This window comes from Acinetobacter sp. ANC 5054, from assembly GCF_002135295.1.
Taxonomy (GTDB): Bacteria; Pseudomonadota; Gammaproteobacteria; order Pseudomonadales; family Moraxellaceae; genus Acinetobacter.
In genome coordinates this window covers 103536-120494 of the sequence record NZ_NEGG01000002.1, presented here as the reverse complement: position 1 = coordinate 120494, position 16959 = coordinate 103536, and the positions used below count along the sequence as shown (strand labels likewise).

General features: G+C 40.6%; 14 protein-coding genes and 2 pseudogenes. 8 read left to right on the top strand and 8 right to left on the bottom strand.

Annotated elements, in window-relative coordinates:
• The first annotated feature begins 60 nt into the window (after positions 1–60).
• Both B9T33_RS02855 and B9T33_RS02850 read left to right on the top strand, forming a co-directional pair.
• On the top strand, positions 61–762 hold the full coding sequence (locus B9T33_RS02855) for an MFS transporter (protein WP_171263566.1): 702 nt from the start codon (positions 61–63) through the stop codon (positions 760–762).
• Positions 763–765: 3 nt separating this feature from the next.
• Positions 766–1446, top strand: a complete 681-nt coding sequence (locus tag B9T33_RS02850; RefSeq protein ID WP_086177447.1) for a hypothetical protein — start codon at positions 766–768, stop codon at positions 1444–1446.
• Positions 1447–1515: 69 nt separating this feature from the next.
• On the opposite strand, the gene B9T33_RS02845 is transcribed toward B9T33_RS02850, so the two are convergent.
• Positions 1516–2373: an SDR family oxidoreductase gene (locus tag B9T33_RS02845; RefSeq protein WP_086177446.1), complete on the bottom strand. Its 858-nt coding sequence runs from the start codon at positions 2371–2373 to the stop codon at positions 1516–1518.
• Between the two features lie 116 nt (positions 2374–2489).
• On the opposite strand from B9T33_RS02845, the gene B9T33_RS02840 reads away from it, so the two are divergent.
• From B9T33_RS02840 to proB, 3 genes are all read left to right on the top strand, one after another.
• Positions 2490–2864, top strand: coding sequence for a winged helix-turn-helix transcriptional regulator (locus tag B9T33_RS02840; protein WP_086177445.1), 375 nt, complete (start codon positions 2490–2492; stop codon positions 2862–2864).
• A gap of 211 nt (positions 2865–3075) precedes the next feature.
• A complete protein-coding gene (gene cgtA / locus B9T33_RS02835) occupies positions 3076–4290 on the top strand; it encodes an Obg family GTPase CgtA (RefSeq protein ID WP_086177444.1) in 1215 nt (404 codons plus the stop codon).
• Between the two features lie 40 nt (positions 4291–4330).
• Positions 4331–5464 carry a glutamate 5-kinase gene (proB, locus tag B9T33_RS02830; protein WP_086177443.1) on the top strand — a complete coding sequence of 378 codons (1134 nt, stop codon included), beginning with the start codon at positions 4331–4333 and terminating at the stop codon, positions 5462–5464.
• 53 nt (positions 5465–5517) lie between these two features.
• Here proB and arsH read toward each other — a convergent pair whose 3' ends face one another.
• From arsH to B9T33_RS02800, 6 genes and pseudogenes are all read right to left on the bottom strand, one after another.
• Positions 5518–6222 carry an arsenical resistance protein ArsH gene (gene arsH / locus B9T33_RS02825; protein ID WP_086177442.1) on the bottom strand — a complete coding sequence of 235 codons (705 nt, stop codon included), beginning with the start codon at positions 6220–6222 and terminating at the stop codon, positions 5518–5520.
• A 1-nt stretch (position 6223) separates the two neighbouring features.
• A pseudogene (gene arsB, locus B9T33_RS02820) lies at positions 6224–7205 on the bottom strand (ACR3 family arsenite efflux transporter).
• A gap of 59 nt (positions 7206–7264) precedes the next feature.
• Positions 7265–7738: an arsenate reductase ArsC gene (locus tag B9T33_RS02815; protein WP_086177441.1), complete on the bottom strand. Its 474-nt coding sequence runs from the start codon at positions 7736–7738 to the stop codon at positions 7265–7267.
• Positions 7735–8064 (bottom strand): metalloregulator ArsR/SmtB family transcription factor, encoded by a 330-nt coding sequence (locus B9T33_RS02810; RefSeq protein WP_086177440.1) that lies wholly within the window; start codon positions 8062–8064, stop codon positions 7735–7737. Before B9T33_RS02810 ends, B9T33_RS02815 begins: the two co-directional genes overlap by 4 nt.
• A gap of 112 nt (positions 8065–8176) precedes the next feature.
• Positions 8177–10294: a TonB-dependent receptor family protein gene (locus B9T33_RS02805; protein WP_228145768.1), complete on the bottom strand. Its 2118-nt coding sequence runs from the start codon at positions 10292–10294 to the stop codon at positions 8177–8179.
• A gap of 264 nt (positions 10295–10558) precedes the next feature.
• A complete protein-coding gene (locus B9T33_RS02800) occupies positions 10559–11260 on the bottom strand; it encodes an SIMPL domain-containing protein (RefSeq protein WP_086177438.1) in 702 nt (233 codons plus the stop codon).
• A gap of 483 nt (positions 11261–11743) precedes the next feature.
• On the opposite strand from B9T33_RS02800, the gene B9T33_RS02795 reads away from it, so the two are divergent.
• The gene (locus B9T33_RS02795; RefSeq protein ID WP_086177437.1) at positions 11744–13117 is read left to right on the top strand and encodes a diaminobutyrate--2-oxoglutarate transaminase; all 1374 of its coding nucleotides are present in this window, start codon (positions 11744–11746) and stop codon (positions 13115–13117) included.
• A gap of 3 nt (positions 13118–13120) precedes the next feature.
• Positions 13121–14653: a pyridoxal phosphate-dependent decarboxylase family protein gene (locus B9T33_RS02790; RefSeq protein ID WP_086177436.1), complete on the top strand. Its 1533-nt coding sequence runs from the start codon at positions 13121–13123 to the stop codon at positions 14651–14653.
• A gap of 426 nt (positions 14654–15079) precedes the next feature.
• On the opposite strand, the pseudogene B9T33_RS02785 reads toward B9T33_RS02790, so the two are convergent.
• Positions 15080–15405, bottom strand: a pseudogene (locus tag B9T33_RS02785) (aromatic ring-hydroxylating dioxygenase subunit alpha); the annotation flags it as partial.
• 527 nt (positions 15406–15932) lie between these two features.
• Here B9T33_RS02785 and B9T33_RS02780 point away from each other — a divergent pair.
• Positions 15933–16958, top strand: coding sequence for a substrate-binding domain-containing protein (locus B9T33_RS02780; RefSeq protein WP_086177435.1), 1026 nt, complete (start codon positions 15933–15935; stop codon positions 16956–16958).
• The last annotated feature ends 1 nt before the right edge of the window (position 16959 follow it).

Below are 16959 nucleotides of genomic sequence, written 5' to 3'. Positions count from 1 at the left end.
CAGCCAAGATAAGTCTGTATAAATACAAAAGCAAAAGGATTTGGTTTGCAAGTAAAACACATGCTCAGTGGATTGGCATTTATCGTGTTTGCTGCACTCATTGGTGTGCTCCTCGCCATATGGGTGTTTAAACACTTCAATATTTATATTCCACTTGAAAATCAAAGCGTCAATATTGACCTGCAAGAGCCGCTACAAGCAGAAGTGAAAATTCATGATGCGCTTGATGTAGACGTAACAGGGCGGGTGAATGCCGAGATTCCGATTCATGAAAATCTAAATATTCCGCTTACCCAGACGCTGACCCCAAGAGTGTATTTTGATAATCAAGTACCGATTAAAACCACGATACCTGTAAGGGAAACCTTAAAAGTTAATCAAAGTTTGCCTGTAGATACTCAAGTTCAAGTCAAAGTTTTAGGGCAGGATGTGACTTTGCCATTAAAAGGGAATATTCCGATTCAGCTAGATATCCCCGTTAATATTAATATTCCGCTAGAACAAAAAGTCCATTTGAAATTTGATGCACCAGTCAAAACCGTATTGAAGGAAAATTTACATATTCCATTGAATGCCAATTTAAAAACCAATATCCCAATTCAAGGAAACTTGAATGTGCCGATTAAAACGGCATTAAAAGCCACGGTTGATGTGCAAAATACGCTGCCTGTTCAAATTAAAAAAGGGGAATTGGTGATTCCCTTGAAAACATTGCGACTCAACAGAGAGCATGCCAAAACTGAAGCGAAAGCTCAGGAGTAAGCCATGTGGATCTTTCAATCGCCAAAACGCATCATTTTAAGTTTTATCGCAGTTGTGCTATTGGTTGCGGTGCTATTTTGGTTGTATTTAAATATTTATGCGTCGATGCAAGTGCGTGCAAAAAATGCCGACATTCAATTGTCACATTCATTACCGACGAAAATTTCTGTGGGCAATTATTTGCAAACTCAGTCCATCGGGACTTTGGATACCCAAATCGCTTTAGACCGTAAACTACAGCTACCGTTAAAAGGCAAATATCTGGCGGATTTACAATTTAGTGTAGAAGTCCCAATTTCGGTAGATATTGATTATTTGACCTATATCAAGATCAATCAAATAATGCCTCTAGAAGCCACTACTGATTTGGTCGTTAAAAATAATTTAGTACCGAAATTACCTTTAAAAATGAACATTCCGATCCACCTCGATGTGCCATTTCATTTAAAGCGCCGCTATAACATACCTATTCGTATCAATTTTAATGGGCCTGTGCATTTTCAATTTGATGAAAAGGTGGACTTACATGTGGTACACCAATTTGCGCCGAAGTTAAAACTGAATGATCCGATGACGATGCGAAAAATTGCCAGTTTTAATGCAACCATGTACAACGCAGAACGAAATACCAAAGCCAATTTAAATATAAATATGGATTTGCCGCTGAAAAGTTTAAGACCTTAATCCATGCACTCAAATCAAAAAAGCCCTATACAGTCATAGGGCTTTTTTATCAGATTTAATGAATTAGTTTTAATTGTGAATTGCAGCTTTGACAGCATCAATAACAGTGCTGGTTGGATGGCCAATCAACTGCTCTAGGGTTTTATCATCACTATACATCGCGCCATTTGTTGTGTGGACATCAGCATCGACAATGACATAGACCAAAGCTTCAGGTAAGCCTGCGTGTAAAAGTCCTTGTGTATAATCTGTCGCTGACAGATTTTGATATTGAACTGCTTTGCCAGAAACCTGCGCAATGGTTTGTGCTAAATCTGCCAAGCTAAAACTTTCAGAGCTAGCGAGTTCATAGGTTTTATTGTCATGGCCAGAGCCACTTAATACCTTTGCTGCTGCTTCAGCATAGTTAGCACGTGTTGCGGCATTAATTTGCCCATCCTTCGCTGCACCCAATAAAGTGCCAGTTTCTGCAACATGTGCAACGCTCGCGAGATAATTTTCGATATACCAATTGTTGCGTAGAAAGGTATAACTTAATCCGCTATTTTTTATTAGGCTCTCTGTTTCACGGTGTTCTTGTGATAAACCGAGTGGCGAAGTATCTGCACGTAAAAGACTGGTATAAGCGATATACGGTACTTTTGCGTTTACAGCAGCTTCAATGACTGCTTTATGCTGTGGCGTGCGGCGGCCAATTTCATTTGCAGAAATCAAAAGTAATTTATCAATCCCTTGTAAGGCAGGGACTAATGTTTCTGGCGCATCATAATCAAAATGACGAATTTCCACACCTTGAGCTTTTAAATTTTCGGCTTTTTCAGGACTACGGACTAAAGCGACAATATTTGCTGCAGCTTGTTCTTTCAGTAAATAGTGAATGACCAATTGACCAAGTTGACCTGTTGCACCAGTAATTGCAATTTTCATTTTTCAAACCCTCTTTTTGTTGATTAAATGATCTTGATGATTAAATCTTAATCTGATAACTTACTAAATGTAAGTACGTACCAAAAAGTAAGTAAGTGAGCCTGAGGAAAGAATTAATGAATACCTACGCTACAAGTAAATTACTTGGTCAAGTTTTATCCACGGATTGTCCATCACGTGAAATATTAGAACACCTCACCAATAAATGGTCTGTGCTTGTACTGCGTTGTTTAACTGAAGGTGTACATCGTTTTAGTGAGTTAAAACAGCGTATAGAAGGGATCAGTGAAAAGATGCTCGCACAAACTTTAAAAATGCTAGAGCAGGACGGTTTTATTTTAAGAACGGTGTATCCAGTAGTGCCGCCTAAAGTGGAATATCAATTGACTTTAATGGGTTCGCAGGCAGCAGAAAAATTAATGCATCTGATTGGTTGGGTTGAAAGAAGCTTACCTGAGATCATTGAATCAAAGGAAAATGCGCGTAAATAGCATTTAGAGTTTTATGAAATGAGTCAAAAATTAATCATGTGTGCCCACAATTTGGGTTTATAAATTTTTAACTTATGTGCGGATTATCTTAAAAATTTGCATCAGCACGAAGATGAATGAAATTTATAGTATTGCTGAATAATATTATTCGAGAAATTCTTTAAAATATGGCAGAATAAGCGGTTTTAAAGTTTTTAGAGGATTGGCAAATATGCGCTTTGTTGATGAAGCAGTCATTACCGTAGAGGCTGGCGACGGTGGCAATGGCGTAGCCAGTTTTCGCCGTGAAAAATTCGTACCATTTGGTGGTCCAGATGGTGGTGATGGTGGCCGTGGCGGTAATGTATTTGTACAAGCCGACAACGACACAAGTACCCTTGTAGATTATCGTTATACACGTAAATTCCGTGCAGAACGTGCTAAAAATGGTCGTGGGGCAAACTGCTCAGGCCGTGGCGGTGAAGATACCGTATTGCTCGTTCCAGTGGGCACAACTATTGTAGATACAGAATCTGGCGATATCATCGGCGACTTAGTGGCTGACGGTCAGCGTGTGTTAGTGGCAGCAGGTGGTGAAGGTGGCTTGGGGAATACTCACTTCAAATCTTCAACCAACCGTTCTCCTCGTAAATGTACACACGGCTCAAAAGGCGAATATCGTGAAATTCGCCTTGAATTAAAAGTACTGGCAGATGTTGGTCTGTTAGGGATGCCTAACGCAGGTAAATCAACATTTATCCGCGCAGTTTCAGCAGCAAAACCAAAAGTTGCAGATTATCCATTTACCACTATGGTGCCAAACCTAGGTGTGGTTGATGCGGATAGTCACCGCTCATTTGTCATGGCTGATATTCCAGGTCTAATCGAAGGCGCTGCAGAAGGTGCAGGTCTTGGTATTCGCTTCCTGAAACATTTGGCACGTACTCGTATTTTATTACACATTGTCGATGTTCAACCGATTGATGGTTCGGACCCTGCATACAATGCGAAAGCCATTTTGGAAGAGTTGAAAAAATTCTCTCCGACACTTTCAAAATTACCAATTGTGCTTGTATTGAACAAAGTCGATCAACTTGTGGACGATACTCGTGACGAATGGTGTGATCATATTCTTGCTGAATTGCAATGGGATGGTCCAGTCTTTAAAACTTCAGGTTTAACCTTTGAAGGCACTAAAGATGTTGTGTACTACTTGATGGATCAAATTGAACAACAACGTGAACGCGAAGTTGAAGATCCTGAATATGCTGCAGAAATTAAAGCATTCCGTGACCAGCTTGAAGCTGAAACACGTGAACAAACAATTGCTGCAAAAGAAGCATATCGTGAAATGCGCCGTCAACAACGTCTGGCAGATCAAGGTGATGACTTTGATGATGAAGATGATGATGGTGAAGATGAAGCAGAATCGTACTACGTACGTTAATAGCTGAACTAGAGTCAAAGCAAATAAGTCTGAGGACAGGATGATAGAAGTGGTAGATGGTCAGCGTCAGCTCAAGGGTTGTAAACGTATCGTTGTTAAAATCGGATCATCTTTACTCACAGCAAACGGAAAAGGTTTAGATCTGGACGCGATCTCGCATTGGGCGGGTCAAATTGCAGAACTACACAATGCAGGGTACGAGATCATTCTTGTGTCTTCCGGTGCTGTGGCTGAAGGTATGGTTCGTATGCAATTAGACAACCGACCCACAGATCTACCCAGTCTACAGGCTTGTGCTGCCATTGGTCAGATGGGCCTCATTCATACTTGGTCGAGTGTTTTAGAGCAACGTTCTATTCGCACCGCTCAAGTGTTATTGACCCATGATGATTTGGCTGACCGCCGTCGTTACCTCAACTCATGTGATGCTTTGCAGAACTTGATTGAGTGGCGCGTGATTCCGGTCATTAATGAAAATGACACAGTATCTACCGATGAAATTCGTTTTGGCGATAACGATACTTTGGCTGCGATGGTGGCAGGTCAGGTTCATGCAGATTTGTTGGTGATTTTAACTGACCAAGAAGGCATGTTTGACTCAGACCCACGCTCGAATCCAAATGCAAAATTGTTCCATACCGTGCGGGCCATGGATGAAACCTTATTTGATATGGCAGGCGGCGGCGGTAAATTCGGTCGTGGCGGCATGTTGACTAAAGTCCGTGCAGCACGTTTGGCAGCCAAATCGGGTTGTCCAACTGTGATTGCGAGTGGTGATAGTGATAACGTTCTTTCACGTGTAATGGCAGGTGAATTGCTCGGTACCTTATTCATAACCGATAATGACCGTGTCACAGCGCATCAGCAATGGTTAGCGGCTCATTTGCAAACCGCAGGTCGCTTGGTCATTGATGATGGTGCGGTTAAAGCTATTCGTGATAACCATCGTAGTTTATTGCCCGTTGGTGTGCGTGCAGTCGAAGGGCATTTTGAACGTGGTGATGTGGTGGAATGTGTCGATACACAAGGTCATCGTGTTGCCGTCGGTCGTGTGAACTTTAGTTCGCGTTCGGCTGAAATTGTTAAAGGTCTGGCTTCGGACAAAGTTCATCAAGTACTTGGTGAGGCTCGCTCACTTGAGATGATCCATCGCAATCATATGTCGATTTACTAATTTTAGAATTATTTCCTTATATAAAAAATCCCGCTTTCGAGCGGGATTTTTTGTTATAAATTTCCCTGATTGACCCGTTTAGAAAGTTTGTCAGCACTTTCTAGGCGTTCCGAATAGCGGTCTGTGAGGTAAGCGGATTGACCACGAGTCATCAGCGTAAATTTATAGAGTTCTTCTATTACATCTACAATGCGAGTGTAGTAAGAAGAAGGCTTCATTCGATCTTGTTCGTCAAACTCTGTAAAAGCTTTCGCTACAGAAGATTGATTTGGAATTGTAATCATACGCATCCATCTCCCCAAAATTCGCATTTGATAGATTGCATTGAAGGACTGCGAACCACCGCAAACTTGCATAAGAGCCAGTATTTTGCCTTGCGTGGCACGAATAGCGCCAGCTGCAAGTGGTATCCAATCAATTTGTGCTTTCAAAATGGAGCTCATTGAACCATGGCGTTCTGGTGAACACCATACCATGCCTTCTGACCACGCTAATAATTCATGTAGTTCTTGAACTTTAGGGTGAGTAATTTCAGCATCTTCAGGTAAAGGAAGGCCTTTAGAATGGAAAATCCGTACATCAGCACCAAAATGTTCAAGGATTCGACCCGCCTCCAATACCGTTAGGAGGCTAAATGAGCGTTCGCGGTTAGACCCATAGAGCAATAATATACGTGGTGGATGAGCCAGTTCTTGTGCTTGAATCTGCTTAAATTGCGGCGTCTTCAATAAGTCGATATTAATATTTGGTAATTTCATGTTAAGACTCCGAATACAGTTTTCGTTTGAGCCAAAGCGAAACACTGACTAAAGCAATCAGGACTGGAACTTCGACCAAAGGGCCAATGATGGTGGTAAATGCAACAGGTGAGGCTATACCAAAAGTCGCAATCGCAACAGCTAAAGCCAGTTCAAAATTATTCCCCGCAGCGGTAAATGAAATGGCAGTTGTCTTAGCGTAATTATTACCCATATATTTGCTCATTAAAAAGCTCATAAAGAACATGGCAACGAAGTAAATCGTCAGCGGAATGGCTATACGCAGTACATCCATCGGAAGGCTCACGACATCTGCACCTTTGAGGCTAAACATCACCACAATGGTAAAGAGTAATGCGATTAAACTGATGGGGTTGATTTTGGGTATAAATTGATTTTTATACCAAGCCAGACCTTTTTGTTTTACCAATATTGCACGCGTCAGGAAACCGAGCAGGAAGGGAATACCTAAATACACCAATACTGAATGTGTGATGGTCCAAAAGCTGACTTGGATCACTTGTGCTTCTATACCAAAATAAGGTGGTAAAAAACTCAAAAAGAGCCATGCGTAGGTACTAAAAAATGCAATTTGGAAAAATACTGTTAAATGCCACTAAAGCCGCAACATATTGGTTATCCCGGCAAGCTAGATCATTCCAAACTAGAACCATCGCAATACAACGTGCTAAACCAATTAAGATCAAGCCGGTCATGTATTCTGGATACTGCTGTAAAAATACGATTGCCAAAATAAACATTAAACAAGGTGCAATGACCCAATTTTGTAGTAATGACAAAGTTAAAGTGCGTTTATCTTTAAAAACTTCAGGTAGTGTTTGGTAATCCACTTTGGCTAAAGGTGGATACATCATCAGAATTAAACCAATCGCAATGGCGATGTTGACATTGCCCACAGTGATTTGATTTAAACCTATAGAAGCTCTTGGAAAATAGATGCCAATTCCTATGCCTAAGCCCATCGCAATAAAAATCTATAGCGTTAGATTGCGGTCCAGAAAAGACAGTTTTGCAGCAGCCATTATTGGATCTCTGAAATTTTTTGGATTTCTTGGTTGAGTTCTTCACAACTTAATTGCTTAAAATCGAGCGCAAATAATGCATCTAAACGGCGGTTAATATGCGCCACAGTATCTAGAAATGCTGCAAGTTTTATGTCATCTGCAAGCTCTAAATGGGAAGGATCTTCTAAGCCCCAGTGTGCTTTGATGGCAGAACCAAGAAAAATAGGACAGGCTTCTTGCGCAGCTGATCCACAAACAGTAATCACCACATCGGGTTGGTATTGTTCACATGCTGCGATGGTTTTACTCGACAAGCCCTCAGTAGGTAGATTGAGGTTGTGCAGGGTTTTTAAAGTAAACGGGTGGACTTGTCCTGAAGGTTTACTACCTGCGCTATAGGCACGGAAACCTTCAGGGGCACGCTCATTAAAAAGAACTTCAGATAAAATGCTACGGCAGCTATTGCCAGTACATAGAAATAAAAAATTCATAGTGTTTCACACAATGTTGTTGTGTTTTTTTGGGAATTTAAATCGAGGTTTTTAAATCGTTCTTGGTGACGCATAACATCAAGTATTTGTGTACACCAAGTAGGCAGTGCAGGGTGAATGGAGTAATAGACCCATTGACCTTTACGCTGATCACTCAGCACACCCGATGAACGCAGTAATGCCAAATGACGTGAAATTTTGGGTTGGCTTAATTCAAGGGACTCGGTGAGTTCGCAGACACAGAGTTCACCTTTACATGCCAACAGCATGATGATGTTCAGACGAGTATCATCTGCAAGTAATTTGAAAAATTCAGTTTGTTCCATGTCAATCTATATATATGGATTTGCATATATCTTTACATATGAATATATGGATGTCCATATGTGTTATTCAATAAAAATCCCACACGCGGTGGGATTTTATATTTAGACCAGTTTAAAAGTCGAAAGAAGTCTGTAAGAAGAAGGTACGTGGCTGCCCGATATATTTACCACCTGTTGCATCTGATGAACGGGTGAAATACTGTTTATCAAACACATTCTTAATACCAGCAGCAACTTTAACCCCTTGTAGCGAACCACTAAAGTCATAGCCGGTACGCACAGCGAAAGTTGAATAGCCTGGAATATTGCCCAGTTTACCATTTTCAGTTTCTTCAGTTTGGTAGATCCCCGAATCTTGGTTACCTGGGGCACGTTGTTTAGATTGTGCGTACATATCGGCATTGATTGACCAAGCATCATATTTATAGCCTAAGCCAAAGTTTGCGACATTTTGTGAATAGAAGGGCAAATCCTTACCTTTAAAGTTACCTGCTTCAGCAACAGCTTTGGTATAGGTGTAATTACCATAGGCTTTCAAGCCTTCGAGATTGTCAGCTAAATGTCCAAAGTCATAGCTAAAACCGGTTTCGATCCCTTTATGACTTGTAGCACCGAGGTCAGTCCATATGCCATTATTTGCAGCATCGCGTTCTAAAATCAGTTCTTTGTCAAAATCTAGATAAAACGCAGTCAATTCAGCGCTCAAACCATTGCCTAAATATTTGGTACCAATTTCATAGTTATTAGACTTTTCAGGATGTAAGCCATCTAACGTAGTGACCGCTGTAGTGCCTTGCGTTGTTGCTAATTGGTTATATTGCTGTGGACCAAACGAAACACCTGCGTTGGCAAAGAAATTCCAATGGTCAGTTGCTTTATACAGGACAGCTAAACTTGGTAAAAATTCATCTGATTGAATCGATGGATGAACAGTATTTTGTAATACGCCATTTTTATAGGCACTAAAACTGTTTTGCGTATTAATCGATTCAAAACGAACGCCGGGTGTAATATTCCATTTACCCAGTTCTATACGGTTATCGATATAAGCAGCGTGTGCTTTGGTGCCACCCGCACTACGGGTACGTGCAATAAATTGACCGGGTTCAGCAGCTTCTGCGTATTCAGTACGACCTGCGAGCTCGGTGCTTTCTTCATCCATATAACGGTAGCCGACAGTCACTTCATTCAGCGTACTCCCTAAGCTATAGCTACGTGAATAACGTGGCTCAATGGCAAAGACCTTATAATCGCGCGGTGAAGTATCTAAGCGATGATTGCCATTGGCTAAAATGGATTCAAGGTTACTAGTACGGAATGAGTCGATGTAATAACTTAAAAGTTCAAAGTTGTTCGTGTCATCTTTATGTGTATAACGTAAGGATACGTCTGAACGACGGCCAGTGAAAAAGTCACGATAATGCGACGTTTGATATGGATTTGCTTCGAATTCAGCAGCGCTTAAACCTTCAGGCATTTCACCTGTACCATCGTAGTGATGGAAATTTAATGCGATTTTATCCTGATCAGTTATGTCATAAGCGGTTTTTAACATGACATCATCAATGTCATTTTTATTGTTCGCTTCACGATAACCATTACCTTTAGTACCTGAATAAAGCAAGGCAAGACCTAAACCATTATCTAATGTACCACCAACAAACAGACTAGGACTTAATTTTACCTGATCTGTGCCTGTTGCATATTCAGAGTTTAATGCCACTGTACCTTTAAATTCTTCAGGAATGCTACGCGTGGCAAAATTAATAATACCGCCGACATTTTGTGGCCCAAAACGAACAGAACCTGCGCCACGGACTACATCAACAGATTCCACATTTCCCAATGAAACTGGCGCCATCGAAAGCTGTGGTTGGCCATACGGTGCAAATGACATTGGTATGCCATCGATCAACACAGTTGAACGTGGAGAGAGGCGAGAGGTTAATCCTCGAACGCCAATATTTAATGAAACATCGCTACCGCCAGTACCATTATTTTCTTGAACCTGAACACCGGGAACTTGGCGTAACGCATCTTTAAGAGATGTTGCTGCGCTTTCATTTAAGCGTTTAAGGTCAATGATGGTTCGCGCACCGGCATGCTTTTGCACCTTTTTTTCATTGGCGTTTTCCAGCCAGTTACCTTGAGTTTCAATGGTGATGGTCGGCAAAACATCAGCTTGTGCTGTCTCTGTATTTTCAGCAGCAGAAGCCATAGTGGTAACCATGCTTATACCTACGGCAATACTCAGCGGTAATAACGGGAAGTTTTGAAGCTTTGGAGATTTTTTGCTTGAACTATACATAAAAGTGTGAGCAATGGAGAGAGCGCGTATCATAATCTTGAGTGTGATAAATTTAAATAAGGATGATTATCATTTAAAACTATGAATTTGATTAAGCTAATAGACTTTTTAATTTAAATAAAGAATAAGTGAAATTTGTAATCAAAAAAAACCGCGCTAAAGCACGGTTTCTTAAAATGAATTTAATTATTTAAATTGAATCGAACCATTGGCATTGACAGTAATATTTGATTCACCAGCTGCCATTTCTTGTTCAGGCACGGCATCTGCCATCGCAGCTTTCATCATTGCCATGCGTGGTACGGGCTGACCGCCATAATTGCTAGTATTTAAATTCAGATTAACCAAATTATAACCTGACTTACTCCACGCTTGTGCTAAGGCTTGAGCGCGTTGTTGGAAGTTTTTTGAGGCTTCTACCATCAATTCATTTTCCACTTTTTTACGTTGAGCATCGGACACTGTAAAATTGATCGATTGAGTTTGGAAGTTTTGTTGTAACTCACTGATCAATTGGCTTGCCGCTTTAAAGTCTGTACTTTCTAAACGCACTTCAGCACGACCACGCCATTCTTTTAATTTACGATTGTCATTGTCATAAATGGGGTAGGTAGATTGAGATCCTGTTTCAATTTTAACTTGTGGGTATTTACGCGCTGTTGCAACCGCTTGACTCATCAACTGATTAATTTGAGTTGCGAGTTCAGCAGGTTGTTTGTTGGATTTTTCAATAAACAAAACCGCAAGCATTTCATCATTTGAAACTTTGCGAGTAGCATCGGCTTGAATATTCACAATGTTGTAATTTAATGGGTCAGCAGCTTGTGTAAGCGTCGCAAGACCACATGCAGATGCTACGAGGAGACTAGATAAGATAATTTTACGCATTGTTATGACCTATTCTTCTTTAAGAATGATTGATTTGGCTTATGGATTTATATTAAAAGGTGATTGTGCTGGATAAAAGGAAAATCTGTGGCAGCTTTGTAAATTTACCAACAAAATATAATCACATTATATTTTAAAATTCATTATAAATTATTAATTTAAATTAATATTTATTTGAAAATTACAATAATCCTGCATAAGTAGTAAAAAAGCATAAACTAAAAGGGTTTTCTTTGTTTTGTCACACGTTAAGATGATAATTCAAACAGTAAAAAGGGATGATCAATTTTTTTGCAGAATTATCCAATTATTTGATCATAAAAGTGATTTATTTTTCTGAAAAAAACTGTATCATCCGCCGTCTAGTTAGCCATTACACAAAGAGCTTTTAAAACTAACTGGAAACTCATAAAGCACCGAGTCAAAAGACCGAAAGTCCCCCGACTTATTTCTTTTAACCCATATCAGAGATGGTAATTCGATATGAGCGTTTCTTCAGTAAATTCTGCCCCTAAGTCTACTAACGAATACTATTTAACTCGCCAAAGTCAGATGGAATCGAATGTTCGTAGCTATCCACGTAAACTTCCACTTGCGATAGCAAAAGCCTTAGGTTGCTGGGTTACCGATGTTGAAGGTACAGAGTACCTCGATTGTTTAGCTGGGGCAGGGACCTTGGCATTAGGCCATAATCACCCTGCGGTCGTTCAAAGTATTCAAGACACACTTGCTAGTGGTCTCCCTTTGCATACTTTGGATTTAACAACACCTTTAAAAGATGCTTTCACTGAAGCACTACTTGAGCAATTACCAGGTGGTAAGGAAGAGTATTGTCTACAGTTCTGTGGCCCGTCTGGTGCAGATGGTACAGAAGCAGCAATTAAATTAGCCAAAACCTACACTGGTCGTAGTTCAGTAATCAGCTTCTCAGGTGGTTACCATGGTATGACTCACGGTGCTTTAGCAATGACAGGTAACTTGTCTGCGAAGAACGCTGTGAACGGTTTAATGCCGGGTGTTCAATTTATGCCATATCCGCATGAGTACCGCTGCCCATTGGGTCTTGGTGGTGAAGCGGGTGTTGACGCATTAACGTATTATTTCGAAAACTTCATTGAAGACGTAGAAAGCGGTGTAACAAAACCTGCTGCTGTGATCTTGGAAGCGATCCAAGGTGAAGGCGGTGTAGTGACTGCACCAGTAAAATGGTTGAAGAAAATCCGCGAAGTGACTGAAAAGCACAACATCGTGTTGATTCTTGATGAAGTTCAAGCGGGCTTTGCACGTTCAGGTAAAATGTTTGCCTTTGAACATGCGGGTATTGAGCCAGACGTCGTTGTAATGTCTAAAGCTGTTGGTGGTAGCTTACCGCTTGCAGTGCTTGGTATTAAACGTAAGTTCGACGCTTGGCAACCAGCGGGTCACACGGGTACTTTCCGTGGTAACCAATTGGCGATGGGTACGGGTCTTGCAACGATCAAAACCATTAAAGAACAAAACTTGGCTCAAAACGCGCAAGAACGTGGTGATTTCTTACAAGCTGAAATTAAAAAATTAGCGGCAGAATTTCCATGTATCGGTAATGTGCGTGGCCTTGGTTTGATGATTGGTGTTGAAATCGTTGACGAACGTAAACCAGCTGATCACATGGGTTCATTACCAGGTGATGGTCAATTGGCAGCAGCAATTCAAGCTGCATGTTTCGATAACAAATTGTTATTAGAAAAAGGTGGTCGTAACGGTACAGTGATTCGCTTACTTTGCCCATTGATCATCAATCAAGCTGAATGTGAAGAAGTCATTGTTCGCTTCAAGAAAGCACTTGCTGAAGCACTTGTTGCAACTCGAGGCGCATAAGACATGGTAGATTTTGCAGAACATCGTAAAGCGTTATTCTGCAATGATGCACAATCCATTGCTGACTATCAGTCGGCAATGGATTCAGCTGTAAAAGCTGTATCTGCATGGTTGCAAAATGACAAAATGTACACGGGCGGTAGCATTAAAGAGCTTCGCTCTGCAATCGCTTTCAATCCTTCTAAAGAAGGCTTAGGTGTACAAAAATCTCTTGATCGTATGGTTGAGCTTTTCTTAAATAAAAGCTTAAAAGTGCATCATCCGCATTCACTTGCGCATTTGCATTGCCCAACCATGGTGACCAGTCAAATCGCAGAAGTGCTAATTAACGCAACAAACCAATCGATGGACTCATGGGACCAAAGCCCTGCAGGTTCATTGATGGAAGTTCAGTTGATCGACTGGCTTCGCCAAAAAGTAGGCTATGGTGCAGGTCAAGCAGGTGTATTCACTTCTGGCGGTACACAGTCTAACTTGATGGGCGTTTTGCTTGCACGTGATGCGTGCATCGCGAAAAACTGGAAAGACGAAAACGGCAATCCGTGGTCTGTTCAGCGTGATGGTGTACCAAGCGACGCAATGCGTAACGTTAAAGTCATCTGTTCTGAAAATGCACATTTCTCTGTGCAAAAGAACATGGCGATGATGGGCATGGGCTTCCAATCTGTGGTGACTGTTCCTGTAGATGCAAATGCACGCATGGACATGGACGCACTTGAGAAAACCATGGCGCACCTTCACGCGGAAGGTAAGATTGTGGCATGTGTGGTTGCAACTGCGGGTACAACCGATGCAGGCGCAATTGATCCATTGAAAGAAGTACGTGAAATCACCAATAAATATGGCGCGTGGATGCATATCGACGCTGCATGGGGTGGTGCACTGATTCTTTCAAATGACTATCGTTCAATGTTAGATGGTATTGAGCTATCTGACTCTGTAACGCTTGATTTCCATAAGCATTACTTCCAAACGATTTCATGTGGCGCGTTCTTACTGAAAGACGAAGCAAATTACCGTTTCATGCACTATGAAGCTGAGTATTTAAACTCTGCTTATGATGAAGAGCATGGCGTTCCTAACTTGGTGTCTAAATCACTACAAACAACTCGTCGTTTTGATGCGTTGAAATTGTGGATGACAGTTGAAGCATTGGGTGAAGAGCTTTACGGTTCGATGATCGATCACGGTGTGGGTTTAACACGTGATGTTGCAGCATATATTGATGCAACGGATGGTCTTGAAATGTTGGTTGATCCACAATTCGCATCTGTATTGTTCCGTGTAATTCCAGCAGGTTATCCAGCGGAATTGCTTGATACACTGAACCAAAACGTTGCAGACGAATTGTTTGCACGTGGCGAAGCGAATATTGGTGTAACGAAAGTAGGTCAGGTTCAATCATTGAAAATGACCACTTTAAGCCCAGTGGCAACTTTGGACAACGTGAAGAACTTGCTTGCACTTGTGCTTGCTGAGGCAGATCGTATTAAAGATGCAATCGCTGACGGTACATATACACCTGCGATTGATTAATCGTCATTTGGTAGTTGTAGAAGAAGGGGCTCGTAAGAGCTCCTTTTTTATTGTCTTTCAACCGAAATTTTTGGGATTAACATGTCTTTGTAATGTGTGGTGAGGCCTTACTTTTCAAGGATGAAAAGTAACAAAAATCCTTTGCAGCACTGAAGGGATGTCCTATCCCTCAGTGCTGCTTTGCGGCATCCATGCCGCTTGTCATGTGATTTGATAATCATTAAAGATCTGATGGTTAAAATAGATTTTGCAATTAATTTAATGAAATCAAATGATATTGAGTATGACTTAAAATTAATCTCCGTAGTTCCTTCTCCTTTGGGAGATGGTTGGGATGAGGGGGCATAAATGTGATAGATAAAGAGCGTCCATTCACTTTTACAAAATCGGTGATATTACTTAAGCCGCAAACAATGGACTAAAACCTTACTTTTGCAATAGTTTTCGGTACATACTCGAACAGCGATCGGCTGGAAAATGTGCTTCTATACTCAAGTCTAGTGGTAAGAATTCAGGCTTTTGCGATTCAGAGGCTAAACGGTCTTCCTCAAATATTTTTAGCTTAAAGTCCTAAGCATCCTCTACAGGCAATTCATTGTGATAATTAGACATATGGGCCCAAATAGGCGTGTAGAACGGGCTGTCATAGCTGAAGTCGCATTCATAATCACTAGTTTGCTATCGTTTGAAAAATGAATCGTCAGCGTTTCGGTAAAAGGCAGATGTATTTCACAATACCGCAACCATTGAAAAATAACCTACTTATCGCATTTGAAGTTTAGATCAAGGTTGAATGTATTCATGACTTAGTGATTTATACATCTGTCTTCATTTCACCTTTGATAAGTATGTAAGGTAGTGGGCTGTTATGAAAAATTTAATTAATGGAATCCGCTGACCTAAAAACGAACGTTAAACTATTTCACTTATATCGTTTTCGCATTCACAAGAATGAAATATTGCAATCAATGAATTGGAAGATTTGCGGATTTCATTCGAAAATTGAAATTTAAATTAAGACAAAATGTGACATATGCGTGAAATATTACCAATCTTAAATTAGAAATTAAACAGATTTATACCTTGATAAAATTTATTACATATTGAAAATTAAGGAAATATATTTAAATCAAAGGCCAATCATCAATTATCATAAAAGCGTCATAAAGGTGTAACTTAACTGTCATACTCTAAAATCAAAATGCAGGTATCGAAAAAGTACAAGACTTTAATAAAAAGTGGCGTACTCCAATAAATGCATCAATAAAGAGAGATGAGAATGCGCTTAAATCATATCGCACTTGCTGTGGCAATCACTGGGGCAACTGTTGCAACAACTGCAAATGCAGCTCGTGACACGATCCAAATTGCTGGTTCTTCAACTGTACTGCCTTATGCAAGTATCGTTGCGGAAGAGTTTGGTAATACATTCCCACAATTTAAAGCACCTGTTGTTGGTTCAGGCGGTACTTCTGGTGGTCTGAAACAATTCTGTAATGGCGTTGGTGACAACACAATCGACATTGCAAACGCATCTCGTAAAATTAAAGACACTGAACTTGCTGCTTGTAAAAAAGCCGGTGTAAACCAAATTTTAGAAATTAAAATAGGCTATGACGGTATCGTCTTTGCTTCAAATGCAAAAAAAGCGGCATTTAAATTACGTCCACAACACGTATATGCTGCCTTAGCTGCTGAATTACCATCAAACGGTAAAATGGTTGCTAACCCATATACACGTTGGAACCAAATTGATCCGACATTACCAAACGAAGCAATTACTTTAGTCATTCCAGCATCGAACCACGGTACACGTGAAGTATTCCAAGAAAAAATGGTTGATGCAGGCTGTGAAACGTATGCAGCAATCAAAGCTTTAGATAAAGATGCACAAAAGAAAGCATGTTCAACTTTCCGTAAAGATGGTCGCGTGATTGAAATTGCGGGCGATTACACAGAAACATTGGCACGTTTAAAAACTTCACCAAATGCAGTAGGTGTATTTGGTCTAGGTTTTTATGACCAAAACCGTGACAAATTACGCGTAGCGACAGTGAATAACGTTGCGCCATCAGAGAAAACAATTCTGAATGGTTCTTACCCGGTATCTCGTCCATTGTTCTTCTACGTGAAAGGCGAGCACTTAAAATCAATTAAAGGCTTAAAAGAATTTACAGAATTCTTTGTGAGCAAAAAAGTTTCTGGTAAAGGTTCTAAGCTTGAAAAAGCGGGTCTGATTTCAATGTCAGACAAAGAACGTGCTGCGGTTCTTGCGAACTTCAAAGCGGGCAAAGCCGTTAAATAAT

What these genes read in the sequence shown, in the direction of transcription:
- B9T33_RS02795 (WP_086177437.1), top strand. Translation starts at nt 11,744, where the DNA reads ATGAGCGTTTCTTCAGTAAATTCTGCCCCTAAGTCTACTAACGAATAC.
- proB (WP_086177443.1), top strand. Translation starts at nt 4,331, where the DNA reads ATGATAGAAGTGGTAGATGGTCAGCGTCAGCTCAAGGGTTGTAAACGT.
- B9T33_RS02855 (WP_171263566.1), top strand. Translation starts at nt 61, where the DNA reads ATGCTCAGTGGATTGGCATTTATCGTGTTTGCTGCACTCATTGGTGTG.
- B9T33_RS02800 (WP_086177438.1), bottom strand. Translation starts at nt 11,260, where the DNA reads ATGCGTAAAATTATCTTATCTAGTCTCCTCGTAGCATCTGCATGTGGT.
- B9T33_RS02810 (WP_086177440.1), bottom strand. Translation starts at nt 8,064, where the DNA reads ATGGAACAAACTGAATTTTTCAAATTACTTGCAGATGATACTCGTCTG.
- cgtA (WP_086177444.1), top strand. Translation starts at nt 3,076, where the DNA reads ATGCGCTTTGTTGATGAAGCAGTCATTACCGTAGAGGCTGGCGACGGT.
- arsH (WP_086177442.1), bottom strand. Translation starts at nt 6,222, where the DNA reads ATGAAATTACCAAATATTAATATCGACTTATTGAAGACGCCGCAATTT.
- B9T33_RS02845 (WP_086177446.1), bottom strand. Translation starts at nt 2,373, where the DNA reads ATGAAAATTGCAATTACTGGTGCAACAGGTCAACTTGGTCAATTGGTC.
- B9T33_RS02840 (WP_086177445.1), top strand. Translation starts at nt 2,490, where the DNA reads ATGAATACCTACGCTACAAGTAAATTACTTGGTCAAGTTTTATCCACG.
- B9T33_RS02790 (WP_086177436.1), top strand. Translation starts at nt 13,121, where the DNA reads ATGGTAGATTTTGCAGAACATCGTAAAGCGTTATTCTGCAATGATGCA.
- B9T33_RS02850 (WP_086177447.1), top strand. Translation starts at nt 766, where the DNA reads ATGTGGATCTTTCAATCGCCAAAACGCATCATTTTAAGTTTTATCGCA.
- B9T33_RS02780 (WP_086177435.1), top strand. Translation starts at nt 15,933, where the DNA reads ATGCGCTTAAATCATATCGCACTTGCTGTGGCAATCACTGGGGCAACT.
- B9T33_RS02805 (WP_228145768.1), bottom strand. Translation starts at nt 10,294, where the DNA reads ATGGTTACCACTATGGCTTCTGCTGCTGAAAATACAGAGACAGCACAA.
- B9T33_RS02815 (WP_086177441.1), bottom strand. Translation starts at nt 7,738, where the DNA reads ATGAATTTTTTATTTCTATGTACTGGCAATAGCTGCCGTAGCATTTTA.